Genomic DNA, 23,557 nt, shown 5'->3' with positions numbered 1-23,557 from the left:
AACGCGTTGTCTGTATTGTCCACGTCCGTCGCGGTCAAAGCGCCGCTGAGCGTTAAGGCTTCGTCGGTTTCTGAACCGGATGCGCTGGTGTCACCACTGATGATCACCGCATCGTTCGTGCCGTTGATGGTCACGGTCACTGCTTGTACCGTGCCATCCACTGACGTCACGTTGAAGCTTTCAACTTTGCTGTCGCCAACGTTTAATTCGTTGAACGCACTGTTCGCCTCGAACGTCCATTCGCCATTTTCTGAAATGGTAAACGTGCCGTTGGTGCCAACGATGGTATCCGCTGTGAAGGTGTTGTCTGCGTTGTCCACATCTGTCGCGGTCAAGGTGCCGCTTAGGCTCAACGCCACATTCGTCTCATCTGCCACGACACTTGCGTCACCACTGATGCTGGCCGCATCGTTGGTGCCATTGATCGTCACGGTAACCAATTGCTCTGTTCCGTCTACTGACGTCACGTTGAAGCTTTCGGCTTTGCTGTCGCCAACGTTTAATTCGTTGAACGCGCTGTTCGCCACAAACGTCCAGTCGCCATTTTCAGCGATGGTGAACGTGCCGTTGGCGCCTTCGACTTCATTCGCGGTAAACGCGTTGTCTGTATTGTCCACGTCCGTCGCGGTCAAGGTGCCACCTAAGCTCAACGCTACATCGGATTCTGAACCCGATGCACTTGTTTCACCACTGATGCTGGCCGCGTCGTTCGTGCCGTTGATGGTCACAGTCACTGCTTGTACCGTGCCATCCACTGACGTCACGTTGAAACTTTCGACTTTGCTGTCGCCTACATTCAGTTCGTTGAATGTACTGTTCGCCACAAACGTCCAGTCGCCATTTTCTGCGATGGTAAACGTGCCGTTGGCGCCTTCAATTTCATTCGCGTTAAACGCGTTGTTTGTATTGTCCACGTCCGTCGCGGTCAAGGTGCCGCCTAGCGTCAAGGCCGCATCGGTTTCTGAACCGGATGCGCTGGTGTCACCACTGATCGTCGCCGCGTCGTTCGTGCCCTTGATCGTGATGGTGACCGTACTCGCTGTACCGTCTACGCTGGTGACGTTGAAGGTTTCTGTGTAGCTGTCGTTGACGTTCAATTCATCAAACGTACTGTTGGCGGTGAATGTCCATGCACCGTCGGTGCCAATCGCAAACTTACCGTATGTGCCCGTTGTGTTTGACGCAGTAAAGCTGTTGTCGACGTTGTCCACATCCGTTGCCGTTAACGTACCGCCGGTGCTCAACACACTGTCGGTTTCTGTCAGAGCCACACTCGCACTGCTGACCGTCGCAGCATCGTTAGTGCCATTGATCGTGATGATCACCGTGCTAGGTGTGCCATCCACTGACGTCACGTTGAAGCTTTCAACTTTGCTGTCGCCAACGTTTAATTCGTTGAACGCACTGTTCGCCACGAACGTCCAGTCGCCATTTTCAGCAATAGTGAACGTGCCGTTGGTGCCAACGGTGGTTTGTGTGGTAAACGCGTTGTCTGTGTTGTCCACATCCGTTGCCGTCAAGGTGCCGCCTAAGCTCAACGCTACATCGGTTTCTGAACCGGATGCGCTGGTGTCACCACTGATCGTCGCCGCGTCGTTCGTGCCTGTCACTGTAATTGTTAAGGTAGTTTCAGCGATTGCATCTTGATCATCCGTTACGGTAACTGGAATTACGATGGTTTGTATTTCATTCAACTCTAGACCATCGTAAGACGACGCTTCGAACACGTAACTGCCATCACTGTTAAAAGTCAAACCAGCTGCAGTGGACGTGGTACTAAACGTCAAGCTCGCTCCTGCTGGCAGATCCACATCTTCTGCACTGATACTGCCTGTAATGCTCGCATCTTCTGTCACGCTGCCGGTCGCTGCAGTTGTTGTTGGCGCCTGATTGACGCTATATGTCGTATCGCCAGTGCTCGTCACTGTACTACCAGTATCATTAGTTGACGTAACTGTTGCTGTGGCGTTTGTATCGGCAGCTAGGTCACTGCCTGCCACGTCAACTGACCAACTTCCATCGGACTCAACGGTAGTGTTGTAGGTGGTACCGTTCACCACTAATTGAAGGGCATCACCCTGAGAAATGTCGCCGCCGGTAGCTGAGCCAGATACGGTGATGGTGCCACTTGCTTCGGTTGAATTGATGACATTATCGTCCGTAATGCTATCGATCACTACGGTGCCAGCAACCGCCGCAATTGTTGCCGCAGCGGTTGTAGTGTTGCTGCTTTGCTCTTGAATAACCTCGTCTTCTTCTGCATCACCATTATCCGTGTCGTATCCATAGGTAGGTAATGCGCTAAGGGTATCTACACCAAAGGTGGGTAAAGAGGTATCATCATTTCGTTCAACATCTACATCAAAACGCTGTTGCTCATCCGTTGCATCACCGGCAGCAGGTGCTTCTTGAACTAACGTCGGGTCAACTCCAGCTAAAATAGCGGCTTGAAGGGCATCGACCTCTGAGGTGGAGTCGGCAACCAGCTCTTCTTCATCGCCCGTGTTGTAGATTTCGTCAGTCAATTCGACAATGGAGTCGTCTCCAATCACCACATCAGAACCATCGATAAAGGCGATGGTGACAGATACCCCTGTACCAGTCACAACAGTTTCACCAAAGAAAACTGGATCGCCAATTTTCACTACACGCTCTTGTCCGTCGATGGATTGTACGATAACCAGGCCGGTTGCCTTAGAGATGAAACCGATCGTGCTGCCGAGTGTTGCAAAAGGTACTTGACTGTCGCTCATGGTGTTTTTCCTTATAAAGGAGACTTTAAAAAGTCAGAATATTCGTATAATTACTGCCACAGTAATCCATCGGTGTGCGCTCGGCTATTGTACCTTGGTACAGTCATGCGTTTTTACATCCTTTTTGTTCGCTCTTTTAGACTCTTAGCTTTGATAAAAAGCTGTTTCTAGGGCTTATTTACCTCGATCGTTGCCATGTAAAGGGCAAATCTCTATACTTTCGCCACTTAAATAACTCGGCCTATTAAAAGTTTAACAAACGCCGTTTTATTGTCTTTTTTAGAGTCTATGACTCTTTCTATTTGCCTTTTTTGCCTGCTAAGCATGATAAATAAGGCACAACACTCCATGTTGTTTTAACGATTAAGCGCCAAATACAGCAACCGCTGTTTTCTTTGGTTTTTATGTATTTCAGAAGGTAAAAAATGATCGATTCGATAAAACGAGACTGGCTCTCGAACATTAAAGGTGACTCGCTTGCCGGTACGGTTGTGGCATTGGCGCTGATCCCGGAAGCCATTGCATTTTCCATCATCGCCGGGGTTGATCCAAAAGTCGGCTTGTACGCGTCTTTTTGCATTGCGGTGATTATCTCGTTTGTAGGCGGTCGTCCTGGGATGATTTCTGCTGCGACCGGTGCCATGGCACTTTTAATGGTGACCTTGGTGAAAGATCACGGTTTGCAATACCTTCTAGCCGCCAGTTTATTGACTGGGGTGTTTCAGATTATTGCCGGTTATTTAAAACTGGGTGCCTTGATGCGTTTTGTGTCTCGGTCGGTGGTAACAGGGTTCGTCAACGCCTTGGCCATTCTGATCTTTATGGCACAATTACCTGAGTTAACCAATGTGACTTGGCATGTTTACGCGATGACAGCAGCAGGATTAGGGATTATCTACCTCTTTCCCTTGCTGCCAGTAATCGGCAAAGCCGTTCCCTCACCGCTGGTATGTATTGTGTTATTGACTGTTTTCGCCATGACCTATGGATTAGACATTCGTACCGTGAGCGACATGGGCGAATTGCCAGACACCTTGCCGATTTTCTTGTGGCCAGATGTGCCGCTCAATTTAGACACGCTAATGATCATTCTGCCTTACTCTCTAGGGCTAGCTGTTGTAGGTTTGTTGGAATCCATGATGACGGCGACCATTGTCGACGAATTCACCGACACCACCAGCGACAAAAACCGCGAGTGTAAAGGTCAAGGCATCGCCAACATTGGTTCCAGCTTGATAGGCGGTATGGCCGGCTGTGCCATGATTGGTCAATCCGTTATTAACGTCAAATCTGGCGGTCGCGGCCGTTTATCGACCTTCATCGCCGGCTTGCTGCTATTGATCATGGTGGTCTTTTTAGACGAACTCATTGGGCAAATCCCCATGGCCGCCTTGGTGGCGGTAATGATCATGGTGTCCATTGGCACCTTTTCTTGGGAATCCATTATTAACCTGAAAAAACACCCGTTATCGACTAACCTTGTTATGTTAGCCACGGTGTCTATTGTTGTGGCAACACACAACTTAGCGATCGGCGTGTTCGTGGGTGTTTTACTCGCGTCTTTGTTCTTTGCTAACAAGATTGGCCGCTTTATGGTGGTAAAAAACGAACAAGGCAAAGACAAAGGCCATCGCACATATAAAGTCATTGGGCAGGTATTTTTTGCGTCGTCAGATCAGTTTACCGGGTCTTTTGACTTCAAAGAGGCCGCTGATAAGATCACTATCGATTTGACCGAGGCTCACTTTTGGGACATCACCGCGGTATCGGCTTTAGACAAAGTGGTGATCAAATTCCGCCGCGAAGGCGCCGAAGTCGAGCTAATCGGCATGAACGAAGCCAGCGCAACCGTAGTCGACAAATTTGGGGTGCATAACAACCCTGAAGAAGTTGAAAAAGTCATGGGCGGCCACTAGGCCGCTCTCATAAAAATAAGGAGTGCGACATGACACATATAATGGCTTGTATCGATGGATCGACTTTAACTGAATACGTCACCAACGCCTCAGTATGGGCAGCCAATAAGATGGCCTCGCCGCTGACCTTGCTACATTCACTTGAGAAAGAGGCAATCCGCACCGACGACGATTTATCCGGTGCGATTGGCTTAGGGAGTCGTGAGCACCTGCTCGACGAATTGGTTGAGCTGGACGCCAAACGCGCGAAATTGGCATTGGAATACGGCAAGCTCATTCTCGACAACGCCCATGACATCGCTCAAAAAGCGGGAGCGACTCAGATCCATACTCAGCAGCGTCATGGTGATTTGGTCGACAACTTAATTGACCTAGAAGAAGAAACACGCTTGGTTATTCTAGGTCGCCTTGGGGTAAATCATACTCTGTCGGCGCAAACGGTTGGTTCGCACATTGAACGTGCGGCACGCACTTTGCATCGTCCCATTTTAATTACCGTCGATGCGTTTACACCACCGAATAATTTCATGATTGCTTATGATGGCCGCGAAGCCGCTGATAATGCCATCGCACGCATTGCACAAAGCCCACTGTTAAAAGGCTTGCCGTGCCATCTGGTCATGGCCGGTGAAGCGACAGCAGAACGCCAAGCCAAGCTTGAAAGTGCTCAAAAGAGCCTTGAAGACGAAGGTTTTGAAGTCATGGCGTCGATTATTCCTGGGAAAATCTATCCGGTGCTGACCGACTATCGTAAAGAACACAAGATTGAACTCATGGCGATGGGCGCTTATGCTCATTCCAAAGTTCGACAGTTCTTTGTCGGCAGTAATACCAGCAAAATGATCATTGAAAGCGATATTCCATTGCTCATCTTGCGTTAATTTCACTGCAAATTTAAAGCCCCAACGACACTGTAAAAAGTCGCTGGGGCTTTTTATGTCGTTCCGCTCCCCCGTCTTTACCTAATCGCTCATTCTTAAAAGCGTCGAGCAGCGTCGATGAAGGCCTGCACACCTTCTTTTGGCGTTCTAAAGGACGTTACCAGTCGAATCACGCCTTCTTCCCAGCGTCCGGTGTAAAAACCAAAGCCTTCTTTTTGCAAGTAGTCGATCATCGCCAAAGGCATACGGCAAAACAGCATGTTCGCTTGCGCCGGTGTTTCTATTACCACATCGGGAATCTCTTTCAGCCCATCTTGCAACATCGCCATCATGGTATTGGCGTGGGTCGCGTTTGTGCGCCATAAATCGTCCGTGAGGTAGGCTTGCATTTGCGCCGACAATAGACGCATTTTTGAATGCAAGTGACCACCGCGTTTGCGACGAAAACCCAGTTCTTGAACGACTCGCTCAAAAGAAAGTCCTTTCTCTTCTAAAGAGGACTTAAACACCACGATGGCTTCAGCGGCCATCACGCCATTTTTAGTGGCTCCAAACGACAACACATCCACGCCTGCTTTCCAGGTCATCTCAGCGGGAGAACAACCAAGAGCGATTAAAGCATTGGCGAATCGTGCACCGTCCATGTGAACCGGCAAGCCAGCGCTTTTGGCAATGTCGGTAATCACCTGTAACTCCGCCACGCTGTAAACACTGCCAATTTCAGTCACCTGCGATACGCTAACCGCCGATGCTTGGCACGAATGTACATCGCCTTTTTTCTGACCGATGATATTTTTCAACACAACGGGGTCAATTTTCGCGTCCGCGCCGTTAATACCAACAAAACGCGCACCGCCTGCGTAAAATTCTGGCGCCGTACTTTCATCTTTTAATAAGTGACAGTCTTGATGACACAAGACACTGCCCCACGGCGGCGTTAGCGCGCTGATGCTCAGTACATTAGCCGCGGTGCCTGTGGACACCAGAAACACCTCAAGATCACATTCAAACAACTCAGCCAGCATGGCGGTAACCTGCGCCGTGCCATCGTCGTGACCATAAGGCATGGCGTCGCCCTGTGCGGCTTCCATCATGGCGTGAAATACGGCGTCTGACGCGCCGGCAATGTTATCACTGGTAAACGCAACCTTCATGTGACTGTTCCTCCATCGATTTGACAAAACTATTTACAAAACTGTGCACCCAATGAAAAGAACAGTAACACGCTCGCCTTCATAGCATAAACCCAAAGGTATTTTAATGGGCTTTAAGCACCACGGTCGCTTGTAAACGACTCTGACCAAAGCGCGACATTTTTTCGAATTCATCTCGTGCGATGGGGACAAACTGACAATCTAATGGGCTTGGTGGATCATCGGGTAAAGGTTTTTCGTCGTCCAAATCTGGGTCGTGTACCAAAATACAATGCTCGTCATACCCCGACATCACTACCCAATGAGGGGATTTTTTGCCATCCATACGAAAGGTACTGATCAAAATAATCGCCACGGCTCCACCATCAAATTCAGCAATCAGCTGGTCTAAAGGCATCGACGAATAGTGCACCGGCACCTGTAACTCATGGCACTGTTTGGCAAAGCCATCGTGGACACGGGTAATCACACTTTTTTTCAGTTCATTGCGCACACTGTCAACAAACAAGGGCCCTTCTTCACTCAACCAAACACTGGCTAATAAGCCGCGTTTTTGCCCCGCCAATGCCAATCCCATGGGATGACAGCCACCGTGACCCGAGGTCATAAAAATCGTCGTGGCTTCGCGCCAGATTTCTAGCTCGTCGTCGGGCGTGGCTTGATAGTCGGGCTGCATCGCCGACAACACCATTTGCAACGACGCCGGCCCACACGTAAAGGGCGTGCCCTGAGCCAACCAAGGCATAGGCCGTGTAGTCTGCTCGCCGCCGGCATGGCGCAAACGCTTTTGCATGCGAATCGCATCGGTTTGGTCTTCGTAATAGGCGTCGTAATGACCAAACTCCTTGTAGCCCAGCTTTTGATACAAACCAATGGCACTGTGGTTCACATCGCTTACTTCTAAACGCAACAGCATCTTGCCTTGCTTTAGGGCTTTTTTCTCACAGGCTTGAATCAGTAATTTTCCTATACCCAGCCCACGCGCAGACGGCGACACCGCCAGCGAGTACAAACGCGCCAAACGCGTCCCCTGACGAAGATGAAGCAAGGCGTAGCCCAATAATTCATCTCCTCTTTTCGCCACAAACAAAGCAGACCCAGCGCTGTTAATGGCGCGACGAAAACTGCGACGACTCAAGCGATCGCCAGTGAAAGCAAGGCTTTCGAGTTGCAGCAGTCCATTAAGGTCGTCCAATACCGCCAACTGCACGCTTGTGACTGGAATACTTGCATCTAGAGAAGATTGAGGAGCAGGATTAACAGGAGAAATAAGCTTGGTCATGGTATCGCCTCGAAAGGGCAAAAGGTCACTAGAATCGTTTTATTGTTGAACCAGAGCGTGAAACGCCAACGCGGTTAAAAAGAACAAAACGATGAAAAATTTTGCGCATTCTAGGGCGAATTTTGTGTAAAAGATAGTCTAAATTTTCAACAAAAAAACATCGTAATATTTACTTTTAGACTATTGTTAAATCACCAAAACAAGCGCACTATCCGCACAAATCGAGATACACCAAACACGCTAAATAACCTCAAAACTCGCTATTTAAAAGGAACACCAAAACACATGTCACAGACTTACATCGTTGTTGATCAGGCCAAAGATTGGTCTGCGTTTATGCCAAGCGATCGTGTCATTACTTTCACGCAATATCTGAACATGGCGACAAAAAGCCAAGGGCGAACTCGCATCATCAACCTGTGTAAAAGCAGCAAATATTTATCTGATGGATACTATTGCTCGCTGTTGGCAGAAAGTCGCGGCCATCACGTTATGCCGTCTGTGCGTGTGTTAAACGACATCAGCAAGAAAGCTTTGTACGAAATGCAAGTGGCGCAACTTTTACCCGCGCTCGCTCAAAAGCTTGGTACGCCCGATGCGCCGACTGAGATAACGTTTCACTGTGTGTTTGGAAAAACGACACAGCCTGAAATGAAGGAATTCGCACGTAAAATGTTCGAAGCTTTTGCCTGCCCAGTGCTGGAAGTGAAGTTGAAATTTCGCAAAACGTGGCAAGTAAGTGATTTACAAATCACTTCTCATAAAAGCCTTAACGACGCGGAAGAAACCTTGTTTGCTGAATCATTGGAAGCCTTCAGTAATAAAGTGTGGAGTAAGGGTCGCACTCAACGGGCGGCAAAATTTGACATGGCCATTCTGGTCAACCCAGAAGAAGCCATGCCACCAAGTGATGATCAAGCGATTAAAAAGTTCATTCAGGCCGGTAAACAATTGGGCATTCACGTAGAAACCATCGGTCCAAAAGACATCATGCGTTTGCCAGAATACGATGGTTTATTTATTCGTGAAACCACTAATATTGACCACCATACTTACCGCTTTGCCAAAAAAGCCGAAGGCTTAGGTCTGGTGGTGATGGACGATCCTCAGTCCATTATGCGTTGCACCAATAAAGTATACTTGGCGGATTTGTTCAACACCCATAAAGTACCTTGCCCAAAAACGCGCATTGTACACAAGGGTGAAAAAGACGTAGAAGACGCCCTAGAAGCGGTAATCAGCTACCCAATGGTGGTAAAAATTCCCGATGGCGCCTTCTCAAAAGGCGTAATTAAGGCAGAAAACCGCGAGGCACTCACCGCCAGCTTGGCTACACTGTTTAAAAAGTCCTCTTTGCTGTTGGTACAAGAATACCTGTACACCGAATTCGACTGGCGCATTGGTGTGTTAAACAACAAACCAATTTTCGCCTGCCGTTATTACATGGTCAAAGACCACTGGCAAATATACCAACACAGCGACAGTGCCAGCGAAAGCGGTGGTTTTGATACCTTGCCGACGTTTGAAGTACCGCGTCGCGTATTGCAAGCGGCCATCGCGGCGACCAAACCCATTGGTGATGGTTTGTACGGGGTGGATGTGAAAGAAATTAACGGCCGTGGTTACGTAATCGAGGTAAACGACAACCCTAGTATCGACCGCGGTGTGGAAGACAAATACCTAGGGGACGAGCTGTACATGCACATCATGTCGGAATTCTTACGTCGTATGCAGCAAAAGCGCGGCGACTTATAAGCCAACGAAACAAGCCAATTCATCTGATTGAAAACCATAAAAAAAGCGACTCATGAAGTCGCTTTTTTATTCGTGTTTTTATAGTACTCTATCTTTAAACTGACCTTAGCCAGCTAGATATTCATCCACCGCGCCTAACGCTTGCGTGCCATACACCACAGAAGGACCGCCACCCATGACAACCGCCACGTTAATTGTTTCAACCACTTCTTCACGTGTCGCACCGGCTTTTAAGGCGTCTTTAACATGAGCGGCAATGCAACCATCGCAACGTGCCGCAATACCAATGGCAAGTGCGATCAACTCTTTTACCTTAACCGATAAAACGCCCTCTGCCATGGCTGCGCCGTGCAAAGCCATAAAGCTGCCCAATACGTCTGGCGCGGCTTGATGGTATTCGCGGCCGAGTGTGTTTTGGTCTTTGTTGATTTCTTTGTAACTTTTCATTGTAAAACCCCAAATAATTAGTTTTCGCTAATATATAGAATTTTAAAAATTATTAAAGTCTCAAACGCAAAAACACTGACAAAGAGCAACAAAAAATCAAGGCTCTGCGATGATTTCTAATGCCATTTCCCAGTTACGAATAAAACGCTTTTGCTTGGCGTAATCTCGACCAACTAACAGTTGCTGATCCAGTTCAATCACCCCCGTTGGCCCTGGCGCATTCACAACATAAGGGTCGTTTGGTGTATTCGCATCGGGGCGAATGGGAAACAACAGCCCTTGAGTTTGCATCATTTTTTGTGCGCTATCCGATAATAAAAAATCCAAAAACAACCCCGCGTCGGTTGGGTTTGGGGCACTCTTAGGAATCAGAGCCGCCCGCATCAGCATCAGGGTATAATCCTTCGGTAAAATCATCGTCAGTCGATCATCATCCCGAGCTCGTTGCGACACATAAGAGCCAAGCAAATTATAGCCAATGGCCAATTCACCCGATGCCACATCGTCGATAATTTCATGGGTGCAACAATAAGTTTGGACTTTATGGCTGCCAAAAGCTTCCAGCAAGCGCCCCCAAGTCACGTCGGCTTGACGTGCATCTTGACTGGCCAACAGATATCCCACGCCACTTTGACGAATATCGTAAGTGCCGATGCGTTTTGTCATCGCTTGTTCATTTTGTCGAATAGTTTGCAATAATGATTGGCGATCTTCTGGTATGTCTCCCGGAAAAGCGGCTTTGTTTACCAGCATGACAATGGGTTCTAGCGAAAAAGCAAACAACTGATCGCGCCATTTAAAATCCGCCGATAGGCGCTCAGTAAAATTAGATTGGTACGTTTGAGCGTAGCCATCGTTAACCAGTTTTAAGTGCAGATCCATCGCACTGCTGATCACCAAGCTGGCTTCAGGCTGCTTGTGCTCTTCAATGGTTTGGTAATACAAATCCAATGTGTTGACGTCTCGATACGCTACCTTGATGTCTGGGTACAGGGCCACAAACACCGTCAAGATAGGTTCAAACGACGCTAAGTCAAGCGCCGAGTTAATGTACAGCATACGCGTATTGTTTTTATCGCCAAACCAGACCGGCTCCGCTGACCAAGCACGACCAACCTGAAGAATGACCATAAGCAACAAGATGTGAAAAAGGCGCATTATTGGTTGTCTCCATCAAATCGATGCTTAGCAAAGTCCACCTGAAACGTGGTGCCTTTTGGTTCGGTATTAAGAATGTTAACTCGCGCAGAATGATGGTTCACAATGTCCCGTACCATAGACAAGCCAACACCCGTGCCTGCAACATCGTAGCGCCCACGGTAAAAGCGCTCAAACACCCGTTCTTTTTCCGACTCAGGAATGCCCTCGCCGTAATCAATCACCTTAATCCGATAAAAAAGATCAAATTCCATCACCTGCACAATCACTTCAGCCGGTGCGTCTTGGTCTTGCTGACTGTATCGAACGGCGTTTTCAATCAGATTTTGCATCATCTGTTGAATCGAGAAACTGTCTCCTAATATTAAGCTTTCTTTTAGCTCGCATTCCAACGACAAATGCACCCCTTGACGCAAGGCGGTAAGCGCTTGCTCTCGACAAGAGGCCGTGATCGGCACCAGCAAATCCATCAGTTCTAGGCGATGAGTTTGCAACCGATGCGACACCACCGCCTGATTCAACAGCAGCGTGACTGTCTGACTCAAGGTGTCGCACTGTTGGACAATACTTTCTAACGCCTGATGCTGCTTTTCAGGTGACGCACTGTTGGAATACCCTATATCGCGAGCGTTTTCCGCCAGAGCTCGCAAACTGGCTAAAGGCGTACGCAATTGATGCGCCGCGTCGGCGGTGTAGTTTTCCAGTTGCTCTAGGTTGGCTTGCAAACGAGCCATAAAGTGGTTGATGGCGACTTTTAAATGGTGCGTTTCTTTCGGTGTATTGATGTCGATTGGAGTGAGATCGCCCATCACTCGCTCTTCTAAAGCGCGCTCAATACGATGCAAAGGCCGCAACACCAAATGACTACCAATGATGATCAAGGTAATCGCCACCAGCGCAATCAATACCACTACTTCAACGGCTTTTTGTGTCACGGCAGCGGCCATTTCTTCTCGGGATAAGCGTGTTTGACCCAAGATGATTCGTACGGTTTGCGCGGTTTCTGGGTCAGTAATGTAGCGCTGCACCCAAGCAAAGCGCACCATTTCACCCGAAAACATCTGATCGTAAAACTGAATTTGGTCGAGCACCGGAGGGTTTGGTGGAAAGCTGTTTAAATCTTGATAGCCGGTAATAAAGCCCTGCTCTAGGCTTTCTACTTTATAGAACACGCGGTCTTCTTCGGCTTGTGCCAAGGTGGCAAAGGCTGACCAAGGAATGTCGATACTGACTTCATTACGAATCAAGCCAACATTTTCGTCCATTTGCAGTAAAGCACTGCGCAACAGACGGTCGTAAGATAAATCGGCCAGTTTTTGACTGTAATCGAAAATTAAATTAATCGCCAAACTGGCAATAATACCGATCACCAACACACCAGCAAGAATAAAGCGAAACCGTAAAGAAGGGGCTTTTTTTAGCGCCTTGCTTTCCTCTTCTTCACTGAGGCTTTGATGGTTTGGCGATTTCTGCCACATACCCAATGCCTCTTAAGGTGCTGATGACCAAATCCCCCTCAATCATTTTTTTGCGTAAACGACCAACGTACAACTCAATGGCATTCGGCCCTGGAGTTTCGTTAAAATTAAACAAATGATCGGTGATTTCATCTTTACTGAGCACACGCCCCAAATGCCCAAGGAAGATTTCCAGCAAGCGAAACTCGCGATTGGTCACCCCAACCAGCTCGCCCTCGACAAACACTTGTCGACTGTCGCGATTAACCAAAATATTGCCATGTTCCGTGACGTTCGACGCGTAACCTTGTTTGCGGCGCAACAAGGCACGACAACGGGCTTCTAACTCGCCAAAGTCAAAAGGCTTGGTAAGATAATCGTCGGCGCCTTCGTCGAGCAGTCGAATGCGGTCTTCTATTTGATCTCGAGCGGTCAAAATCAATACCGGCGTATCGTCGTCCCGTTGTCGTAACTTTTGCAGCAGCTGCAAGCCTGACAAACTGGGCAGGTTCAAATCCAGTAGAATCAAGTCAAACGCTTGGTATTTTAATAGATCATCGGCACGTTGGCCGTCACCCATTAAATCAACACCATGCCCTAAACTGGTCAATCGGTCGCAAATTGCTTGACCCAATACTTGAGTGTCTTCTACCACTAAAATACGCATACTGCTTCGCCATCTATTATTATTTTTGAATACACATTTAAGAGTACAAACGACAAAATTCGAGCCACTCTCGCGGCTCGAATTTTTGTGTCACATTACCCTTAGTATTGCAGGGCTTAGCTGTCTTTAACAGTGTCTTTTGATCGCTTCATTTTAGCGCGAACAATCGGGCCAATAATAATTGGCAATACCAAACCAAGAATCGCTACCGTCCATAGACCAATGCTCAAACCACTGTTGAACAACACGCCCCAATCGCCATCGGATAATACCAAGGCATGACGCAAGCTTTTCTCCATTTCTGGCCCAAGCAACATGCCAAGAATAATAGGCACAAGAGGAATATCCACTTTACGGAAGATGTAACCCAGCACACCAAAGCCCACCATGAAGTACAAATCCAGCGCGCTGTGGCTCACAGAATAAATACCCACTGAGGCGATCAGCGTGACCACTGGCATCAAGTATTTGGGCGGAATGCTCAACAACTTAACGAAGATGCCAACCATAGGAATGTTCAACAGCAACAAGACTAGGTTACCGACGAACATGGCCGCGATAACGCCCCATACCAAGTCGGCATTTTGTTGGAACAACATAGGACCCGGAGAAATATTCAACGAGATCAACATGGCCAACAACACAGCAGTCGTACCACTGCCCGGTACACCCAAGGTCAACATAGGCACAAGCGCACCAGATGCTGCGCCGTTGTTGCCCGCTTCTGGCGCAGCCACACCACGAGGGTCGCCTTTACCAAATTCGCCCTTGTCAGATACGCGTTTTTCCAATGTATAGCTAATAAAACTACCCAGAGAGGCGCCTGCACCTGGTAAAACACCCGCTACAAAGCCTAACACCGCACCACGAAAAGACGCAGGCAGTACTTTAATAATGTCTTTTGGTGACAATTTCAGCTTGTTAATCGCGACTTGTTTTAGACCATCACCCGCGTGACGCTCAAGGAAAAACAACAACTCACTGATCGCAAACAAACCGACGATCGCAATAATAAAGTCAACGCCTTCAAACAACTCCAAGGTGTTGTAGGTAAAACGCTGCACACCGGTAGAAATATCGATACCCACTGTGGCGATCATTAGACCAATCGCCGCGGCCATCAAGGTTTTAAACTGGTTTTTACCGGTAATGCCGCCCAAGGTCGCGAACGCCAAGGCAAACAAAGCGAAGTATTCTGAAGGACCGAATTTCAAGGCAAACTTCGCCAAAATCGGCGCTAAAATTACTAAGCCGATGGTGGCAATAAAGCTACCAAAAAAAGACGCAATAGCCGAAATCGCTAGGGCTTCCGCGGCTTTGCCTTTCACCGCCATAGGATAACCGTCTAAACAGGTCATCATGGCTGGCTCATCGCCCGGGATGTTCAGCAAAATAGACGAAATTCGACCGCCGTACATGGCACCAGCGTAAACCGATGTCAGCAAAATCAACGACGATGTTGGAGACAAGCCCAAACTAAAGGCCAACGGAATCAGGATCGCCACACCGTTTGCAGGGCCAAGGCCTGGCAAGGCACCGATCAGCGTACCCAAGATGGCACCGATCACTGCAAACATAATGCTTTCCGGCGTTAACGCCACCGCAAAGCCTTGCATTAATAAGCTCATAGTATCCATATTAAAACTCCAATAGACCTAGAGGCAGTGCTAGTTCTAGCACATTATTGAATAGGAAGAAGATCACCACGGAGCTGGTCACGCCTGTGATCACACTTCTCGCAATGCTGGCTCCCATCCGCCAACTTAAAAAACTCACCACCAAGGCTGCTGCCGGCATGAATCCGATTGGCTCGATCGCCCAAGCAAACGCCAACATGGAAAGCACCACCACACCAAGCTCAATCAGCATACCAACAGGTGCCCATGGCTCATCTTCATCGGGGCGAACCATCAGGTAAATGGCACTGATCCCTAGAATGATGGACAACATAATAGGAAAGGTTTCAGGTCCGACACTTTCGTGTCCACCAAAGGGAATGGGGAACTTTGTTGCTTCCCAGCCGTACACAACGGCGAGAATCAGCATAAGCATGCCAAACACACGATCATTAATACGCATGTCTTTGCTCCATGTTAGAGAATAAGTAAAGGGTGAAAAAAGAAAACAGGAAGGAGCACTGTGTTAGAACAAATGCCCCCTCCAAAAATCGTCTGATGTTATTTAATCAGACCGATATCTTGAGATAAGATTTTGATGTCTAAGGTTTGGTTTTTCACAAATTGTGTAAAATCAGCACCAGACTTATGGAAGGGCATTAGACCGTTTTTGGTCATCACATCTTTCCATTCTTGGGTTTTGTATAGCTCATCGATAGTGCTAACCCACCAGTCGTAAGAATCCGCTTCGGCATTACCCGGAACGTAAAAACCACGCCAGTTTGGTGCAACAGAATCAATGCCCTGCTCCATCGCCGTTGGGATAGCGTCGAACGGTGCTGGTAAACGCTCTTCAGAAAGAACAGCCAATACGCGAAGGTCACCGGAATCCATGAAACCTTTCACTTCAGAGATGTCACCCGTGAAAGCATCAACGTGTCCGCCAACCACCTGAACCAAGGCTTCAGAACCACCGCTGAACGCTAGGTAACGAATGCGTGGTAATTTTTCCACGTTGGCTTTTTGCGCCGTCATCAGAACTTTTAAATGGTCCCAACCACCGGATGCACTACCACCGGCGAATTTTACCGCGCCTGGGTCTTTTTTAAGCGCTTCGATCATTTGTGTCAAAGAGGTGTATTTAGAGTCTTTACCCACGGCGATGATGCCGTAGTCTGCGCCCAATGTGCCTACCCACTTAACTTGGTCAGCGTTCATGCCTGGGAATTGACCTTGCGCAAGACGGGTTGTCGTCGCCGTACTCGCCGCAACAATCAGGTTAGCATCGCTGTCGCGCTTGCTGACTGTATGAGCAAAGGCCACACCGCCACCCGCACCAGACATGTTAACGGTCTGCACATTGCCAGAGAAATATTTTTGATCAACCAGAACCTTACCGACGCTACGGCAAGTGAAATCCCAACCGCCGCCTGGGTTAGCCGGTGCGATACATTCAGCACTGCGAGCAGGTTCGTAAGCGTAAGCTTGTCCAGCGATGGTCAGTGCCGCAGCACCAGTGATAAGAACGGATTTCAGAGAAAGGGTTTTAAGCATGGTTATCTCCTGCTTGTTATTTTTTTTGTGGGTAGCCAATCAAGTTATAAAGTTGTTCAACCTACTTGAGTCGGTAAACCTTACGCGCTAAACCTGTCACTATCCTGTCAGCCTTGACTATTTTTTGCTTATTTTTTCTTGCCTTGCTTGCCAGCCAAAAAAAATCCCCTTATGGCTCATCGCCACAAGGAGATTGATTAAACCTGCAAAAAGCCAGATTCACATAACACTAAGCTACTTGATACAAGGTTCGAGGCACTTTTTGCAAATAGCTTTCCATTTCCGCCATGCCATTAGGTTGGTCTACCTTTACTCCTAAATCTCGCATGGTGCTGCCCAAAGCATGAAGCGTACGAAATAAGTTATGCTCGCGGCATTGCTCACCCATTTGGCCAATACGAATGATCGGTTGACCAAAGGAGCCGGCAATTTCCACTCGATACATATCGGATATATGGCGACAAATTTGTGGTGCTGTCAGACCTTCCGGAATATTGATCCCCACGACAGAATTCAACCGCGAAGATTCAGGAATAAACAGCGACAAGCCCATCCCCTCCACACCCGCCTGCAAGGCTTTTGAACAACGCAAATGCCGAGCAAATCGATGCTCCAGCGTCTCGTCGCAGACCAATTTCAAGGCTTCGTGCAACGCCATAATGCCAGACACAGGCGCGGTATAATGGTAACCATGGTTGTGCCAAAAATTCTCTGCCAATTGGGCGTCAAAACACCATTGCACGGTTGGCTTGCTGCGATTTTTAACCGTTGCCCATGCCTCGTTTGAAAACACCAATAACGACACGCCCGGAATAGACGACAAACCTTTTTGACCGCCGGTGATCACCACATCCACTTGCCATTCGTCCATTTTCAAAGGCATGGTGCTGAGCGTACACACGGCATCGACTACCACTAGACAACCGTAGGATTTGGCGATTTTGGTGATCTCTTGCAACGAGTGATTAAACACCGTATTGGAGGTTTCCCCTTGTACCAAGGTCAGTACTTTTGGACACGTTTCTTCGATGGCACGACGCACTCGTTCAGGGTCAGCTGCTTCGTGTACGCCTACATGCAATTCATGCACATCGGCGCCAATGCGCGTCGCCATTTCCGCCATCCGGTGACTAAAAAAACCGTTGTTAATGCATAAAATTCGCTCGCCTGGCTCTAATAAATTCGCCACCGACATTTCCATCGCCGCCGATGCCGGCCCTGCCACGCCAAGAACCCATTTAGACTCGGTTTGAAACACATAACGCGCCATGGCCTTTACTTGATCAATCACCTGAGCCATCACGCCGCCAAGGTGATTGATCACCACAGAGTTGGCTTTCGCCACGCGCTCAGGAATGGGAACTGGGCCTGCGCCCATCATCAATAAAGGTTCATGTGGAAGAATTTCGTCTAAAGATTTCACCTGAGGACAAGGAATCCCCATGGGCGATAAAGCCGTCATTTTATACAACCTAATTAGTCAGAAGGAAAAGAGTCATCTTATCGGCATAAGCATTTTTTCGCTTTTAGCAGAATAAAATGTCGTTATTTGCGTTTTGGCAAAATATTATCTCGCAATATTACAAGATCCCTTTAAAAAATAAGAGATGATAAAATCAAAAGAGTGTAATAAACCATAACCGAGTTATTTCGCCTCAGATATGACGTGTCTGGTTTTCAAGGTGCAGCATTTTTTACTCTGCGAGATTGCCCTTTGATGTGCCATAATGCGCCAAAACCTTCACCAAGACTTTTACTAGGACATTGTTAGGATGCAGTTATGATCACTTGTGGTATCGAAATCAAAGGCAGCGAAGTTATTTTGTGCTTGTTATCTAAGCAAGACGGCTTATTTCAAATTGCCGATTGCCGCCAAACACGACACACATTGAGCAACCCAGATAACGCCGAAAGCGTACGAAAATTTCAATTTATGCTGAAAAAGCTGTTTGAGGATTACAAGGTAAAACGCGTGGTGATTCGCGAGCGCCCGACTAAAGGAAAATTTGCAGGGGGCGCTGTGGGCTTTAAAATCGAAGCCGCTATTCAGCTAATTGACACAGTAAAAGTGGATTTGTTCAGTGGCGCTAAAACCAAAGAGATTTTGCAACACAATCCCATGCCGATTCCTTTCAAAGCCACTGGCTTACGCGCGTTCCAAGAAGGCGCTTTCACCGTGGCTTACGTGGCGCTGTCTGAGCATTTGCCAGAAGCGTAACTTTATTGAAAAGGATAATGCTCAAACAGATCGTCAATCATCTGCGCCAGTGGCAGTGGCTCGTCGCTGGTTTTGGCGTAAGTGCGTAATCCAGTAATTTGAATCTGTAAGAAACGCGCCAGTTCACTGGCGCTTTTTTGTGACGAAACGGCTTGCGCTTCCTGTGCCTGCTCAATCAAGAGCGCAAACTGATGCTCTACGGATTTCAGTGCCTGCTTTGCCACCGTTAATAATTCTTCGTGTTCCTCTGTCAGCTCCGCTATCGTTTTGGCCAACATACACACACTGCTCGGCGCATTGTGCTGAGAATCCACCACGGCGTGTTTTACAAACGCCTTTAAGGCTTCTAGTGGCGACAAGCCATCGGCTTTGATCTTGTTCAATTGCGCAATTGCCGCTTGAGCATAAAATTCCAGCGACGCTTTAAATACACCATCTTTGTTGCCAAACTCGGCGTAAATACTGCCCGGCCTCATGTCGATCGCGTCTTGAAGATTGCGCATGGACGTGCCGTGATAGCCTTTTTCCCAGTATAGATTAGTCGCGTTCGCAATCACCTGCTCGCGTTCAAACTTGGGTTTTTTACTCATCATCTAACCTTATGAAAAAATATAATTGAGCGGTTGTTCAAATATAGCTTGAACGATCGTTCATTTAAAGTTAAATTGTTTCTCGACATTCAGAAAGGCTTTATAAAAAAGCCTCTACTTGAACCTTAATTATTGAATAGGAAACCAACCATGAGCGAATTTACTTTTCACACACTAGACACCACCCCCGAAGGCAGTAAAGAAATTCTTGAAGGCGCGGTAGCGCAAATGGGCACTATCCCAGGCTTGTATGCAGTAATGGCGGAGTCACCAGAAATCCTAAAAGCCTACACTCAACTGCATCAGGCGTTTACCGCGACGTCATTTGATGCAGAAGAATTAACGGTAGTATGGCAAACCATTAACGTTGAACACGAATGCCATTTTTGTGTGCCTGCCCATACTGCCATCGCGCATTCAATGAAAGTAGACCCAGCTCTTACCGATGCCCTGCGCAATGGCGAACCCATGCCAACGCCGAAACTACAAGCGCTTCAAGACCTAACACTCAGCTTAGTTCGTCAGCGCGGTAACGCTACAGATGCCGAACTAGAGGCATTTTACGCCGCAGGCTACGGCCAAAAACAAGTCTTAGAAATCATCCTTGGCTTGTCTCAAAAAGTCATCAGTAACTACGTAAACCACGTGGCTAAAACACCCGTTGATGATATGTTCAAACCTTTCGCTTGGACTAAATCCTAGTTCATTACGAATACATACCAAACGAAAGAGAATAGACTAAAAACCAAAACGGACAGGGCTTAGCCTTGTCCGTTTTTTTGTTACCCCACATTAATTCGACCTAACTCTTGTCAGATTTACTGGTACAAGAGCTTTGTGATGACGAGCAGCAGTGACTGCCCGCTGTTGCCGCCTCTGTGGCTGAAGTAGTGTTAACTGTGGTGCTGGCATCAGAACGCTCGCCACGCCATTCCACGAGGCTTTCTCGGATAACCTGCCAAGCAGAGAGTAAGAACAGCACGGCGATGGCCAGGCCCACAATAATATCTGGCCAGAGACTATTGGTAAGAGCCACCAGCCCCGCCGCAATAATCACGCTGCTGTTGGCGAACAGATCGTTTCTGGAACACAACCAAGTGGAACGCATGTTAAGATCATCGGCACGATGTCGATAAAGTAACCAAAAACAAATGCCATTTGCCACTAAGGCCAAGGCACCCACAGCGCTCATCCACTCAGCAACGGGCAGCTCTTGTACCATGAGCTTACGGATAGCATCGGCGACAACGACGACACCAAACAACAGCATGAACCCACCCTTGAACAAAGACGCCCCAGCTCGTGCACGGCGGCTTTTATCCAACACAAAAAGCGTCAGCGCGTAAACTGACGCATCACCAAACATGTCTAGTGAGTCTCCCAGCAGCGCGGTCGAGCTTGCCATTAATCCAGCGCAAAATTCCACCACAAACATCACCGCATTTATAGCAAACGCAATATAAAGCACCTTACTTTGACTGGCTCTCAGTTGTGCCAGTTCACCCGCTTTATTTTCACAGCAATTGTCCATTACAGACTCTCCTTAGCTTGAAATTCGCTGATACAATAAGGGTTATAGTAGCTATAAGGTCAATAGCCATGAGCGAAAAAAAATACACGGTCGGACAACTGGCTAAGAGTACTGGTATCAAGTCGGTTACCATTCGCTATTACGAAAAAATCGGACTCTTACCAAAGGCCGCCCGCTCGGAATCTGGGTATCGACTGTACACGGCACAAGATCATTCGCGACTGCGCTTTATCCGACGAAGCCGAGGTCTCGGTTTCAGTCTTGATGATATTCGTGAACTGCTGTCTCTGGCAGACCAGCAACAGGCACCGTGTGCCAGTGTCGACGCTAAAGTGAACCAGCAATTGGAACAGGTTCGGGCGCGTTTGAAAGATTTGCAGGCAATGGAGCACGAACTAAAAAGACTCAATGGGTGTTGTGAAGGTGGGGTTATTTTTAATTGTCGCATTATTGAAACCCTATCCAACGAGACGGTAGGTGCTGGATCACCGACTGATTAGACCCAAACTCTATTAAAATGAACGGTGTCACCCTTCGTCAAAACCCCGTAACATTGCGCCCTTAATACCTGTGTGCTGCCAAGTAACACAAGATCAACCAAAGAGACAATAGAATGACTGAACAAACTCAAGTAATCGCAACGCACAATGGCAACTTTCATGCCGACGACGTGTTTGCTGTCGCCGCGCTTAAACAGATCTTCCCATCGGTAGACTTAATCCGCACACGTGATTTAGACATCATTGCCAAAGCGGACATTGTGGTCGACGTAGGTGGAATATACGACGCAGATAAAGGCCGTTTCGACCATCATCAAAAAGGCGGCGCTGGTGCACGAGAAAATGGTATTCCCTTTTCATCTTTTGGCTTAATTTGGCAAAAGTACGGCCTAGACATATGCGCTGGCAGTAAAGAAGTCGCTCAATCATTAGACAAAAATCTCGTCTCAGTGATAGACGCTATTGATTGCGGACACGTAGAAGGCGTGCAAACGGGCATTAGTCTTAGCCAGACCATTTCTATGTTTAATCCTACATGGCAAGAAGAAGGCGATTTTGACGCCTGTTTCGATGAAGCCGTTGCCTTTGCATCTCGTCTATTGACTCGATTCATTGCCGCTGCCAGTGGTGGTGTAAACGCAAAAAGTATCGTGGCCAACGCCATCGAAAAAGCCGACGACCCAAGAGTCATCGTTTTGGAACAATACACGCCGTGGAAAACCACCGTCCTTAGATTATCGCAAGACGCCTTATTTATGGTTTACCCATCACAGACAGGACAGTGGCGCATTCAAACTGTGCCCGTCGAGCTTGGCTCATTCGAAGACCGTAAAAAACTTCCTGCCCCATGGGCTGGCTTATCTGATGAACAACTGCAAGCCGTTACCGGTCTAGACGACGCCATGTTTTGTCATAATGGTCGCTTTATCGCAGGCTGCGGCTCGTTTGAAAGCACCATGAAGATGGCCAATATGGCGCTGAATGACTAAGTTGAAGACAAGATTTCGCTTAAAGTTTAGCCGCCAATAACGACCTAATTTAGGCAAACGGACTGCCCATTTTTGCACATCACACCAAAAACGCACCAAAACTAGGCATTTTTCGAGGTGCGTTTTTTCCCAATAATGACCAACAACACCCCACCAAGTACGCCCGATGTGGCGATCATAAGGTGTAAGGTAATGGATTCATTGGCAAAAACAACGCCGCCCAATGTCGCGATGACAGGGACCAACAACTGTAATACCGCCGCTAACGAGGCACTAAGATAAGGCAATACCGCGTACCACAAGGCATAGCCTAATCCCGACATAATTGCGCCTGAGACGATGGCGTAAAACAACCCTTCTGAATCCATTTGTATCGTGCCGTTCACACTCACAACGAGCAACACCACACCCAGCATGGGAATGGTACGCACAAAGTTAGACGTGGTGGCAAACAAGGGTTTAGCAGAAATCTTACCGCGCCAGGTATACAGCCCCCACGCAATGCCCGCAAACGTCATCAAAATGAAGCCTATCAAAGACGGCGACGATAAGGTCGGCAGCACAAGGTAAGCGAAACCAGCAAAGGCGATAAGCAGCCCTAGCCACTCTAAGAACGCCAGCTTTTGCCCAGCCCAAGCCGCAAAGAGAATCAAGGTCAATTGCACCGCGCCAAACAAGATTAACGCCCCAATTCCAGTCTCTAACGTCACATAGGCATAAGAGAAGCCAAGGGCATAAACAAACAGAGCCAGCGCCGATAACCAGCTTCCCTCACGCCATATGCTAGATAACGACTGGGGCTTGGTTTTGAACGATTGCAACAGACACAACAATGCCAAGGTAACGGCACCGCTCAACAAGCGCCACAGGGTAAAACTCGCAGGGTCGATTAACCCGCCAGCCAATGCCAATCGACACAATACCGAATTGGCCGCGAACGCGAGCAACGCAAGCGCAATAAAAAAGGGTAACCGTAGCGAACCTGTCATCAATTTGTTTAATCGCCCAGTTAACCTAGGACGCTCACCTTGTTTAAGAAGGTGGCTACTTTTGCGCACTGGCACTGGATTTGCAAGCCTAAATTAACGT

The 23,557-nt window shown here is 48.0% G+C and carries 21 protein-coding genes; 7 read left to right on the top strand and 14 right to left on the bottom strand.

Going from position 1 to position 23,557, the window contains the following annotated elements:
* Nucleotides 1–2,753, bottom strand: a 2,753-nt coding sequence (locus tag J9B83_RS09845) for a retention module-containing protein (RefSeq protein WP_211536589.1), incomplete at its 3' end; no start/stop codon positions are given.
* A 425-nt stretch (nucleotides 2,754–3,178) separates the two neighbouring features.
* On the opposite strand from J9B83_RS09845, the gene J9B83_RS09840 reads away from it, so the two are divergent.
* The gene (locus J9B83_RS09840; protein ID WP_211536588.1) at nucleotides 3,179–4,669 is read left to right on the top strand and encodes a SulP family inorganic anion transporter; all 1,491 of its coding nucleotides are present in this window, start codon (nucleotides 3,179–3,181) and stop codon (nucleotides 4,667–4,669) included.
* Nucleotides 4,670–4,698: 29 nt separating this feature from the next.
* The gene (locus tag J9B83_RS09835) at nucleotides 4,699–5,550 is read left to right on the top strand and encodes a universal stress protein (protein ID WP_211536587.1); all 852 of its coding nucleotides are present in this window, start codon (nucleotides 4,699–4,701) and stop codon (nucleotides 5,548–5,550) included.
* A 95-nt stretch (nucleotides 5,551–5,645) separates the two neighbouring features.
* Here the strand turns inward: J9B83_RS09835 and J9B83_RS09830 are convergent, their stop codons facing one another.
* Together J9B83_RS09830 and J9B83_RS09825 are read right to left on the bottom strand one after the other, a co-directional pair.
* Nucleotides 5,646–6,704: a threonine aldolase family protein gene (locus J9B83_RS09830; RefSeq protein ID WP_211536586.1), complete on the bottom strand. Its 1,059-nt coding sequence runs from the start codon at nucleotides 6,702–6,704 to the stop codon at nucleotides 5,646–5,648.
* 103 nt (nucleotides 6,705–6,807) lie between these two features.
* A complete protein-coding gene (locus J9B83_RS09825) occupies nucleotides 6,808–7,986 on the bottom strand; it encodes a GNAT family N-acetyltransferase/peptidase C39 family protein (protein WP_211536585.1) in 1,179 nt (392 codons plus the stop codon).
* 285 nt (nucleotides 7,987–8,271) lie between these two features.
* On the opposite strand from J9B83_RS09825, the gene J9B83_RS09820 reads away from it, so the two are divergent.
* The gene (locus J9B83_RS09820) at nucleotides 8,272–9,741 is read left to right on the top strand and encodes a RimK family protein (RefSeq protein ID WP_211536584.1); all 1,470 of its coding nucleotides are present in this window, start codon (nucleotides 8,272–8,274) and stop codon (nucleotides 9,739–9,741) included.
* A 105-nt stretch (nucleotides 9,742–9,846) separates the two neighbouring features.
* On the opposite strand, the gene J9B83_RS09815 is transcribed toward J9B83_RS09820, so the two are convergent.
* The 8 genes from J9B83_RS09815 to J9B83_RS09780 form a co-directional block, all read right to left on the bottom strand.
* Nucleotides 9,847–10,188 (bottom strand): carboxymuconolactone decarboxylase family protein, encoded by a 342-nt coding sequence (locus J9B83_RS09815; RefSeq protein ID WP_211536583.1) that lies wholly within the window; start codon nucleotides 10,186–10,188, stop codon nucleotides 9,847–9,849.
* Nucleotides 10,189–10,284: 96 nt separating this feature from the next.
* On the bottom strand, nucleotides 10,285–11,346 hold the full coding sequence (locus J9B83_RS09810) for an ABC transporter substrate-binding protein (RefSeq protein WP_211536582.1): 1,062 nt from the start codon (nucleotides 11,344–11,346) through the stop codon (nucleotides 10,285–10,287).
* On the bottom strand, nucleotides 11,346–12,824 hold the full coding sequence (locus tag J9B83_RS09805; RefSeq protein WP_211536581.1) for a sensor histidine kinase: 1,479 nt from the start codon (nucleotides 12,822–12,824) through the stop codon (nucleotides 11,346–11,348). Before J9B83_RS09805 ends, J9B83_RS09810 begins: the two co-directional genes overlap by 1 nt.
* Nucleotides 12,787–13,470, bottom strand: coding sequence for a response regulator transcription factor (locus J9B83_RS09800; RefSeq protein WP_211536580.1), 684 nt, complete (start codon nucleotides 13,468–13,470; stop codon nucleotides 12,787–12,789). The genes J9B83_RS09805 and J9B83_RS09800 overlap by 38 nt, the downstream gene beginning before the upstream one ends.
* 116 nt (nucleotides 13,471–13,586) lie before the next feature.
* Nucleotides 13,587–15,107, bottom strand: coding sequence for a tripartite tricarboxylate transporter permease (locus J9B83_RS09795; RefSeq protein ID WP_211536579.1), 1,521 nt, complete (start codon nucleotides 15,105–15,107; stop codon nucleotides 13,587–13,589).
* A 1-nt stretch (nucleotide 15,108) separates the two neighbouring features.
* A complete protein-coding gene (locus J9B83_RS09790; protein ID WP_211536578.1) occupies nucleotides 15,109–15,549 on the bottom strand; it encodes a tripartite tricarboxylate transporter TctB family protein in 441 nt (146 codons plus the stop codon).
* A 98-nt stretch (nucleotides 15,550–15,647) separates the two neighbouring features.
* Nucleotides 15,648–16,640 (bottom strand): Bug family tripartite tricarboxylate transporter substrate binding protein, encoded by a 993-nt coding sequence (locus J9B83_RS09785; protein ID WP_211536577.1) that lies wholly within the window; start codon nucleotides 16,638–16,640, stop codon nucleotides 15,648–15,650.
* A 229-nt stretch (nucleotides 16,641–16,869) separates the two neighbouring features.
* The gene (locus tag J9B83_RS09780; protein ID WP_211536576.1) at nucleotides 16,870–18,102 is read right to left on the bottom strand and encodes a pyridoxal-phosphate-dependent aminotransferase family protein; all 1,233 of its coding nucleotides are present in this window, start codon (nucleotides 18,100–18,102) and stop codon (nucleotides 16,870–16,872) included.
* A gap of 318 nt (nucleotides 18,103–18,420) precedes the next feature.
* Between J9B83_RS09780 and J9B83_RS09775 the strand changes: the two genes are divergently transcribed.
* Complete coding sequence (locus J9B83_RS09775) at nucleotides 18,421–18,858, top strand: DUF3010 family protein (RefSeq protein WP_211536575.1); 438 nt, start codon at nucleotides 18,421–18,423, stop codon at nucleotides 18,856–18,858.
* 2 nt (nucleotides 18,859–18,860) lie between these two features.
* Here J9B83_RS09775 and J9B83_RS09770 read toward each other — a convergent pair whose 3' ends face one another.
* Nucleotides 18,861–19,448, bottom strand: coding sequence for a TetR/AcrR family transcriptional regulator (locus J9B83_RS09770; protein ID WP_211536574.1), 588 nt, complete (start codon nucleotides 19,446–19,448; stop codon nucleotides 18,861–18,863).
* A 150-nt stretch (nucleotides 19,449–19,598) separates the two neighbouring features.
* Between J9B83_RS09770 and J9B83_RS09765 the strand changes: the two genes are divergently transcribed.
* Entirely contained in the window at nucleotides 19,599–20,150 is a 552-nt protein-coding gene (locus J9B83_RS09765; RefSeq protein WP_211536573.1) for a carboxymuconolactone decarboxylase family protein, read from the top strand.
* A 100-nt stretch (nucleotides 20,151–20,250) separates the two neighbouring features.
* On the opposite strand, the gene J9B83_RS09760 is transcribed toward J9B83_RS09765, so the two are convergent.
* Nucleotides 20,251–20,979 (bottom strand): cation diffusion facilitator family transporter, encoded by a 729-nt coding sequence (locus J9B83_RS09760; RefSeq protein ID WP_211536572.1) that lies wholly within the window; start codon nucleotides 20,977–20,979, stop codon nucleotides 20,251–20,253.
* 68 nt (nucleotides 20,980–21,047) lie between these two features.
* On the opposite strand from J9B83_RS09760, the gene J9B83_RS09755 reads away from it, so the two are divergent.
* Nucleotides 21,048–21,479: a MerR family transcriptional regulator gene (locus tag J9B83_RS09755; protein ID WP_211536571.1), complete on the top strand. Its 432-nt coding sequence runs from the start codon at nucleotides 21,048–21,050 to the stop codon at nucleotides 21,477–21,479.
* A gap of 113 nt (nucleotides 21,480–21,592) precedes the next feature.
* Nucleotides 21,593–22,468: an MYG1 family protein gene (locus J9B83_RS09750; protein ID WP_211536570.1), complete on the top strand. Its 876-nt coding sequence runs from the start codon at nucleotides 21,593–21,595 to the stop codon at nucleotides 22,466–22,468.
* Nucleotides 22,469–22,569: 101 nt separating this feature from the next.
* Here the strand turns inward: J9B83_RS09750 and J9B83_RS09745 are convergent, their stop codons facing one another.
* Nucleotides 22,570–23,457 (bottom strand): DMT family transporter, encoded by an 888-nt coding sequence (locus tag J9B83_RS09745; RefSeq protein ID WP_211536569.1) that lies wholly within the window; start codon nucleotides 23,455–23,457, stop codon nucleotides 22,570–22,572.
* Nucleotides 23,458–23,557: the final 100 nt, after the last annotated feature.

This window comes from Marinomonas vulgaris, assembly GCF_018145875.1.
Classification (GTDB): Bacteria; Pseudomonadota; Gammaproteobacteria; order Pseudomonadales; family Marinomonadaceae; genus Marinomonas; species Marinomonas vulgaris.
Note: the sequence above shows the minus strand (reverse complement) of the source record. Positions and strands in the feature narration are given on the sequence as shown.